Below are 6,140 nucleotides of genomic sequence, written 5' to 3'. Positions count from 1 at the left end.
TGAGCATCGAAGCCGGGACGACGTCCCGGAGCGGCCTCTCCGATGCTGCATACCCGCTATGGCGAGGGAGAACAGAAGCGGGGGCCCCCCCCCCCCGGGGGCCCCCGCTCTTAGACGGGACACCACAAACCACCACGGCCAAGCCCCGGGGGGCGCCCGGGCCCCCGCCCCGGCGGTGGCCGGGGGGCCACCGGGGGGGGGCGTGTTGGGTTTGGGCGTTATGGGCTATTTCCCTCCGGGTTTGGGGGGGGGGGGGCGGGGGGGGGGGGCCCGACCCGCCGCCCGAGTTGCTAGTTGAGGTAGCCGGCCTTCTTGACCACACCCTCGGTGTATGACTGGGACTTCTTGAGCGCCTGCTTCACACTCTGGGTGCCGCTGATGGCGCCCGCGATCTGCTGTGAGACGTAGTCACCGATATCGGTGAACTCAGGGATCTGCACGTACTGCACGCCGCTGTAGGGCACCGGTTTGACGGTCGGCTGCTTCGGGTTGGCGGTGTTGATCGACTTCAATGTCAGGTCGGCGTAGGACTTGGCAGCGGTCTGGTACTCGGGGATCGAGTAGGTCGAGGTGCGAGATCCGGGCGGGATCGAGTCCCAGCCGGCCTTGGCCCCGGCGAGCTTGATGTAGTCCTTGCTGGTCGCCCACGAGATGAACTTCCAGGCGGCGTCCTTGTGCTGGCTGGACTGGGTTATCCCCAGGCCCCAGGACCACAACCAGCCGGAGGCCTGGGTCTTTTCCACCGGCGCCAGCGCGAATCCAAGGTTGTTCTTGACCTGCGAGGTGGCCTGCTGCAGGGCGGAGCCGGCGAAGACCGTGTCGTCATACCACATCGCGGTCTTGCCCTGGGTGATCTGCTGCAGGCAGCCCTCCCAGCCGTCCTTGGCGGCGTCCTGCTGACCATGCGAACGCAGCAGGTCCACGTAGAACTGCACGGCCTTCTCGGTCTCGGGTGAGGTGAGCTGCGGGTGCCACTGCTCGTCGAACCAGCGGCCGCCGAACGTGTTGATGACCGTGGTCAGCGAAGCCAGGTTCTGGCCCCAGCCGGGCAGCCCGCGCAGGCAGATGCCGGAGACACCGTCCTTCTTGTCGTCCATCTTGGCCGCGGCCGCCGCGACCTGCTCCCAGGTCGGCTTCTGCGGGATCGTCACGCCGGCCTTCCGGGCGAGATCCTTGCGATAGAACAGGAAGGAGCTGGAACCGTAGAACGGGGCGGCGTACAGCTTGCCGTCGGCCGAGACGATGTCCTTGATCGGCTGCAGGACGTCGTTCGAGTCCCAGGCGGTGTCCTTGGCGACGTAGTCGTCGAGCGGGACGATCCAGCCGTTCTTCGCCCAGATCGGCACCTCGTAGCTGCCTATCATGGCGACGTCGTACTGGCCTGCCTTCGTGGCGACGTCCTTGGTGACTGCCGGCCGCAGGTCGTTCTCCGGCAGGGTGGTGAACTTGACCTTGATCCCGGGGTTCTTCTTCTCGAAGTCGGAGATCAGGCTCTCGGCCGTCTTCATCTGCGGGTTGGCCGCGAGCGCCACGGTGATCGTGGTGTTGCCCGAGGCGTCCTGCCCGGCCGTGGGGTCGGAGCAGGCCGCGGCGGCGGTCAGCGTACCCACGACGAGTGTCGCCGTGATGAGTTGTCTACGTCCGTTGCGGGGCATGGGGCTTCTCCTAGGAGCGGGGAGTGAAGGGCTGACCGACCGCCTTCGTTGTGTGTGCCGGGGAGTGACGCTGACCGGCGCCTACGTTGTGTGTGGGCCGGGCGTGAAAGCGTGTCGTCTCTTGGCCGGGATCACGGGCTGACGATCCGGGCGATCTCGGGAGAGGGTGAAGCGGTCTGCGTCAGGGCGGGAGCGCCGACCTGGATCTCGACTTGCACCACGTCACTGCGGACCCAGACCTCGTGGTGCTCGAACACCACCAGGTTCGTGTCCCAGGAGGTCGACTTGATCTTCAACAGCGGGGCGCCGGTGGGTACCTGGAGCCGGTCGGTGGCCACACCCTGCGCGGAGACGGCCTCGACCGTGCGGGAGGCGCCCGCGACGGCATAGCCACCCTGGCGCAGTGTTCTGTTGAGGGAGCCTTCGCCCACCGGCACATCGCTGCGCGCCACCAGCGTCCCGACCTGCGGGGGCAGGTAGTTGACGGAGAAGAGCGCCACCATGCCGTCGAGGGAGCGGAGCCGTTCGAGGATGTAGCCGTGGCTGCCCAAGGGCATCTGCAGCGCCTCCGCTGCCGACGCCGGCAGCGGCGCCTGCTCGGCGCGCAGCACCTGGGTGGTGACCCGACGCTGGCGTCCCTCCACCTCGTCCTCGAAAAAGCCCTCGCGGCCCTGCAGCAGCCAGCCCCGGCGCGGCGGCATCGAGGCGAACGCCCCCCGCCGGGCGATGCGGGTGACCCAGCCTTCCTCTTCCAGTAGCCGCAGGGCCTCACGGACGGTGGCCCGGGAGAGGTTCCAGGTGGTGGCCAGCTCGCCCTCGCTGGGCAGCCGGTCGTCGACGGCGATGGCACCCGTGGAGATCTGGTTGCGGATCCGATCCGCCAACTGCAGGTAGTAGGGCTCGACCGAGACGCGGTTGATGGCGTCAGCGCCGTCGGGTCCACTCATGGGTTCTCCAAAAGTCAAGGTCACTGCTCTGGTACGTACAAGCCGGTCAGGCTGGACAGGCTGGACTGTATGCATTAGTTTTCGGGCTCGTCAAGAGCCTGTAACAACGAAGACAGGACCGCGCATGAGCCGACGACAATTCCTCAACGACCCCGATCAGGTGGTGCCCGAAGCGCTCGAGGGGCTCGTCCTCGCACATCAGGGACTGCTGCGACTGCACGCCGATCCTGCCTTCGTGACCCGGGCGAAACCCGCCACCGACAAGGTCTCCCTCGTCTCCGGCGGCGGCTCCGGACATGAACCCCTGCACACCGGCTTCGTCGGCACCGGCATGCTCGACGCAGCCGTGCCCGGCGCGGTCTTCGCCAGCCCGACCGCGCTTCAGGTGGCAGCAGCCACCACCACGGTGGACACCGGGCGCGGCGTCCTGCACATCGTCAAGAACTACACCGGCGACCTGCTGAACTTCCGAATCGCCGCGGAGATCGCCGCCGATGACGGCATCGCAGTCGAGCAGGTCCTGGTCGACGACGATCTGGCCTCGCAGCGAGCCGACGGCGAAGGCCCCGGGCGCCGCGGCACCGCCGCGGCCGTGGTGATCGAGAAGCTGTGCGGAGCTCTGGCCGAACAGGGGGCCGACCTCAGTGAGCTGGCACGGTTCGGACGGGCGCTGGCGGGCGACGCCCGCAGTATGGGCATCGCGCTTGCCGCAGGCGCTCATCCCGGTGACCGTGTTCCCGCTTGGGAACTGGCCGACGACGAGGTCGAGTTGGGCGTTGGCATCCACGGCGAGCGCGGCATCGGCCGCCGGGCGTTCGCTAGTGCCGACGAGCTCACAGCCGACTTGCTCGACCGGCTGGTGAGCGCGCTCGGGCTGGGCCGCGGTGACAGCGTGCTCGTCGTGGTGAACTCCCTCGGCGCCACCCATGGGCTCGAACTGGCTCTGGTGCACCGGGCCGTGCACGGGCAGCTCGCCCGGCGCGGCATCACGGTGGCTCGCAGCCTGGTGGGCGCGTACGTCACATCGCTCGACATGGCCGGCCTCTCACTGACGCTGGTCCGCTCCGACGACACCCGCGTCGCGCTGTGGGACGCTCCCGTCCGCACACCCGCTCTGACCTGGTGAAAGGCTCCCCCATGAAAGCATCAGACGTACAGGACTGGATGCGGCGGTTCTTCGTCGCGTTCGATCGCGAACAGCAGGCCCTCACCGAGCTCGACCGCCAGACCGGCGACGGAGACTTCGGCGCCAATCTGCGCTCCGCCCTCGGCAGGGCCCGCGCCGGGCTCGAGAACGCCGACACCGCCACCCCGGGCGACGTGTTCGGCGTCGTCTCAACCGCGTTCCTGCACACCGGCGGGACATCCGGCCCACTGTTCGGTATGTGGTTCAGGGAGCTGGCCAAGGCGACTCGCATCGAGCGGATCGGCGTGGCTGAACTGGCCCGCGGCTTCGCCGACGGGACCGCGACCGTGCAGCGGCTCGGCGGTGCGAAGCCGGGTGACAAGACCATGGTGGACGCCATGGTCCCGGCCAGTGATGCTCTGGCTACGGCCTCGGGCAGCCTGGATGATGCCCTCGCCGCCGCAGCAGTAGCGGCCCGATCTGGTGCCGAGGCAACGGCGCCCCTGCTGGCGAAGCGCGGCCGTGCCAGCTACGTCGGCGAGGTTGCCCGCGGCGTCCTCGACCCGGGCGCTGTGACGGTCGCCCTCTTGGTCGAGACCGCCAGAGTCGGCTAGGAGTGTGCCCAGTAGGGGTGGGCGAGGTCGGGCGGGCCCTATTGAGTTCTTCGGTGCGTAGAGACAGCTGGCGCAGAAGCCGGTGGTGCTGTCGCCCGGAAGAGCATCGTCATCGGAGTCGGTGTGCGCTACCAGGTCGTCCAGATGGGTGAGCAGCTCATCGGGTGGCAGATCGACATCGGCCAGCGTGCGGACGGCGGACCTCAGCCGTCCCATGGCGGCCGCGGCCTGCACGCCCGACCACGTCGCCGACGACCAGGGCGATCCGGGTACCGGACAGGGGGATGACGTCGAACCAGTCGCCGCCCACACCGGCCCGGGAGTCGGTCGGCAGATAGCGAGAGGCCACCTCGCCCCCTGCCTGCTCGGGTACGTTCTGGGGTAGCAGGCTGCGCTGAAGGGCAAGGGCGGTGGCGCGCTCACGGGTATAGCTGCGGGCGTTGTCGATGCACACAGCCGCGCGGGCGCAGATCTCCTCCGCTAGCAGCAGGTCGTCGTCATCGAAGGGGAAAGGCCGCTGGTGGCGCAGGAAGAGGGCGACTCCCAGCGTGGTGCCGCGGGCGAGCAGGGGCACGATCATCACCGAGTGGATGCCCTGCTCCCGGACTCTGGCGGCTGCTCCGGGGGCGGCTTGTGGGTGTCGGCCGGGTCGAGCGGCAGGAACCCGAGGTCATAGCTGCTCAGTTGTGGAGTCTGGTCCACGGCTACACCACCCTTGAACTCGCCGAGCATTTCGTCGAGTTCAAGGACTCTGTGGCGCAGGTGCTGCTGCCCCCTGGGTGTGAACTTCTCTGTCGGGCTGGGGGACGAGCGGGAGCGTGCCGAGGCCTCGCACGAGGCAGGTGAGCGCTCGCCGTGCGCGGCTAGGACGACTTGGTCTCTGCAGCGTGTGCGTCGGTGCCTGGCGTGAGTTGGTCATGCCTCCCCAATGCCGCGACCTCCCGTTCGAGGGACGGAACCGCCCGGGCCGCGAAGCGCCTCGCCCATGGCCAGGCCAGCGGTGAGTTCAGTGCCGCCTTCGCCCAGTTGGCCACGACGACGGCGCGCGGGACGTACACGCGGCTGCGCCGACGCACCAGCCCGTTGACGATCGCGGCAGCCGCCCGGTCGGCGCTCGTGGTGACGTTGCCCGGGTAGGAGCAAGTCACGTTTCATGGCGGCTACTTAACTTCGCTATTGAGGAAACACAAGGCATCGTGCACGTCGACGTCTTGCTGACCTGCTGGGTCTCACGACTGGACGAACCTATGCTGACTGTCATGAGGCGGACATCCTTTGCGAAGTGGCCCTGCTCGATCGCGCGAACCATGGACCTGCTCGGGGACTGGTGGACACCATTGGTGCTGCGCGAGGCGTTCTATGGCATCCAGCGGTTCGACGCATTCCAGGAATCGCTGGGGATCGCCCGCAACACACTGACGGACCGGCTGCGTCGGCTGGTGGAGGAAGGGCTGCTGGAGAAGCGGCCGTACCAGACGGAGCCGGTTCGGTACGACTACGTGCTCACCGAGATGGGGCGTGACTTCTACGGCGTACTGCTGGTGATGAACCGGTGGGGGGATCGCTGGCTCGCCGGTGAAGCGGGCCCGCCGGTGGCCATGCACCACGACGCGTGCGGGCAGGAGAGTCACGCCGAGGTGGTGTGCGCCGCCTGCGGCGAGCCGATGACCGCGGACGACACCCGTCCTCGGATGGGGCCCGGCTATCCGCCGCATCTTGCCGAACGGCCCGACGTGCGCGAGCGTTTCGCGGGCTGACTGAACAGTTCCACGGTGGCTGTGTCTGCCCTTGACAAGTA

6 protein-coding genes and 1 pseudogene are annotated in these 6,140 nt (G+C 68.3%); 3 read left to right on the top strand and 4 right to left on the bottom strand.

The window, feature by feature from the left end:
- Positions 1-290: 290 nt before the first annotated feature.
- Together ACH4YP_RS46910 and ACH4YP_RS46905 are read right to left on the bottom strand one after the other, a co-directional pair.
- Positions 291-1,655 (bottom strand): ABC transporter substrate-binding protein, encoded by a 1,365-nt coding sequence (locus ACH4YP_RS46910; protein WP_398497625.1) that lies wholly within the window; start codon positions 1,653-1,655, stop codon positions 291-293.
- A 131-nt stretch (positions 1,656-1,786) separates the two neighbouring features.
- Positions 1,787-2,602 (bottom strand): GntR family transcriptional regulator, encoded by an 816-nt coding sequence (locus ACH4YP_RS46905; protein ID WP_362307170.1) that lies wholly within the window; start codon positions 2,600-2,602, stop codon positions 1,787-1,789.
- Positions 2,603-2,726: 124 nt separating this feature from the next.
- Between ACH4YP_RS46905 and ACH4YP_RS46900 the strand changes: the two genes are divergently transcribed.
- Entirely contained in the window at positions 2,727-3,728 is a 1,002-nt protein-coding gene (locus ACH4YP_RS46900) for a dihydroxyacetone kinase subunit DhaK (RefSeq protein ID WP_361062752.1), read from the top strand.
- Positions 3,729-3,739: 11 nt separating this feature from the next.
- The gene (dhaL, locus tag ACH4YP_RS46895; protein ID WP_398497623.1) at positions 3,740-4,342 is read left to right on the top strand and encodes a dihydroxyacetone kinase subunit DhaL; all 603 of its coding nucleotides are present in this window, start codon (positions 3,740-3,742) and stop codon (positions 4,340-4,342) included.
- 54 nt (positions 4,343-4,396) lie between these two features.
- Here dhaL and ACH4YP_RS46890 read toward each other — a convergent pair.
- Together ACH4YP_RS46890 and ACH4YP_RS46885 are read right to left on the bottom strand one after the other, a co-directional pair.
- Positions 4,397-4,967: pseudogene (locus ACH4YP_RS46890) on the bottom strand (PP2C family protein-serine/threonine phosphatase); the annotation flags it as partial.
- Between the two features lie 238 nt (positions 4,968-5,205).
- Positions 5,206-5,490, bottom strand: coding sequence for a hypothetical protein (locus ACH4YP_RS46885; protein WP_361062758.1), 285 nt, complete (start codon positions 5,488-5,490; stop codon positions 5,206-5,208).
- Positions 5,491-5,601: 111 nt separating this feature from the next.
- Here ACH4YP_RS46885 and ACH4YP_RS46880 point away from each other — a divergent pair, with 111 nt between their 5' ends.
- Entirely contained in the window at positions 5,602-6,099 is a 498-nt protein-coding gene (locus ACH4YP_RS46880) for a winged helix-turn-helix transcriptional regulator (RefSeq protein ID WP_398497621.1), read from the top strand.
- Positions 6,100-6,140 lie beyond the last annotated feature (41 nt).

This window comes from Streptomyces sp. NPDC020747 (assembly GCF_044334695.1).
GTDB lineage: Bacteria > Actinomycetota > Actinomycetes > Streptomycetales > Streptomycetaceae > Streptomyces.
This window is presented reverse-complemented; position numbering and strand designations above follow the sequence as displayed.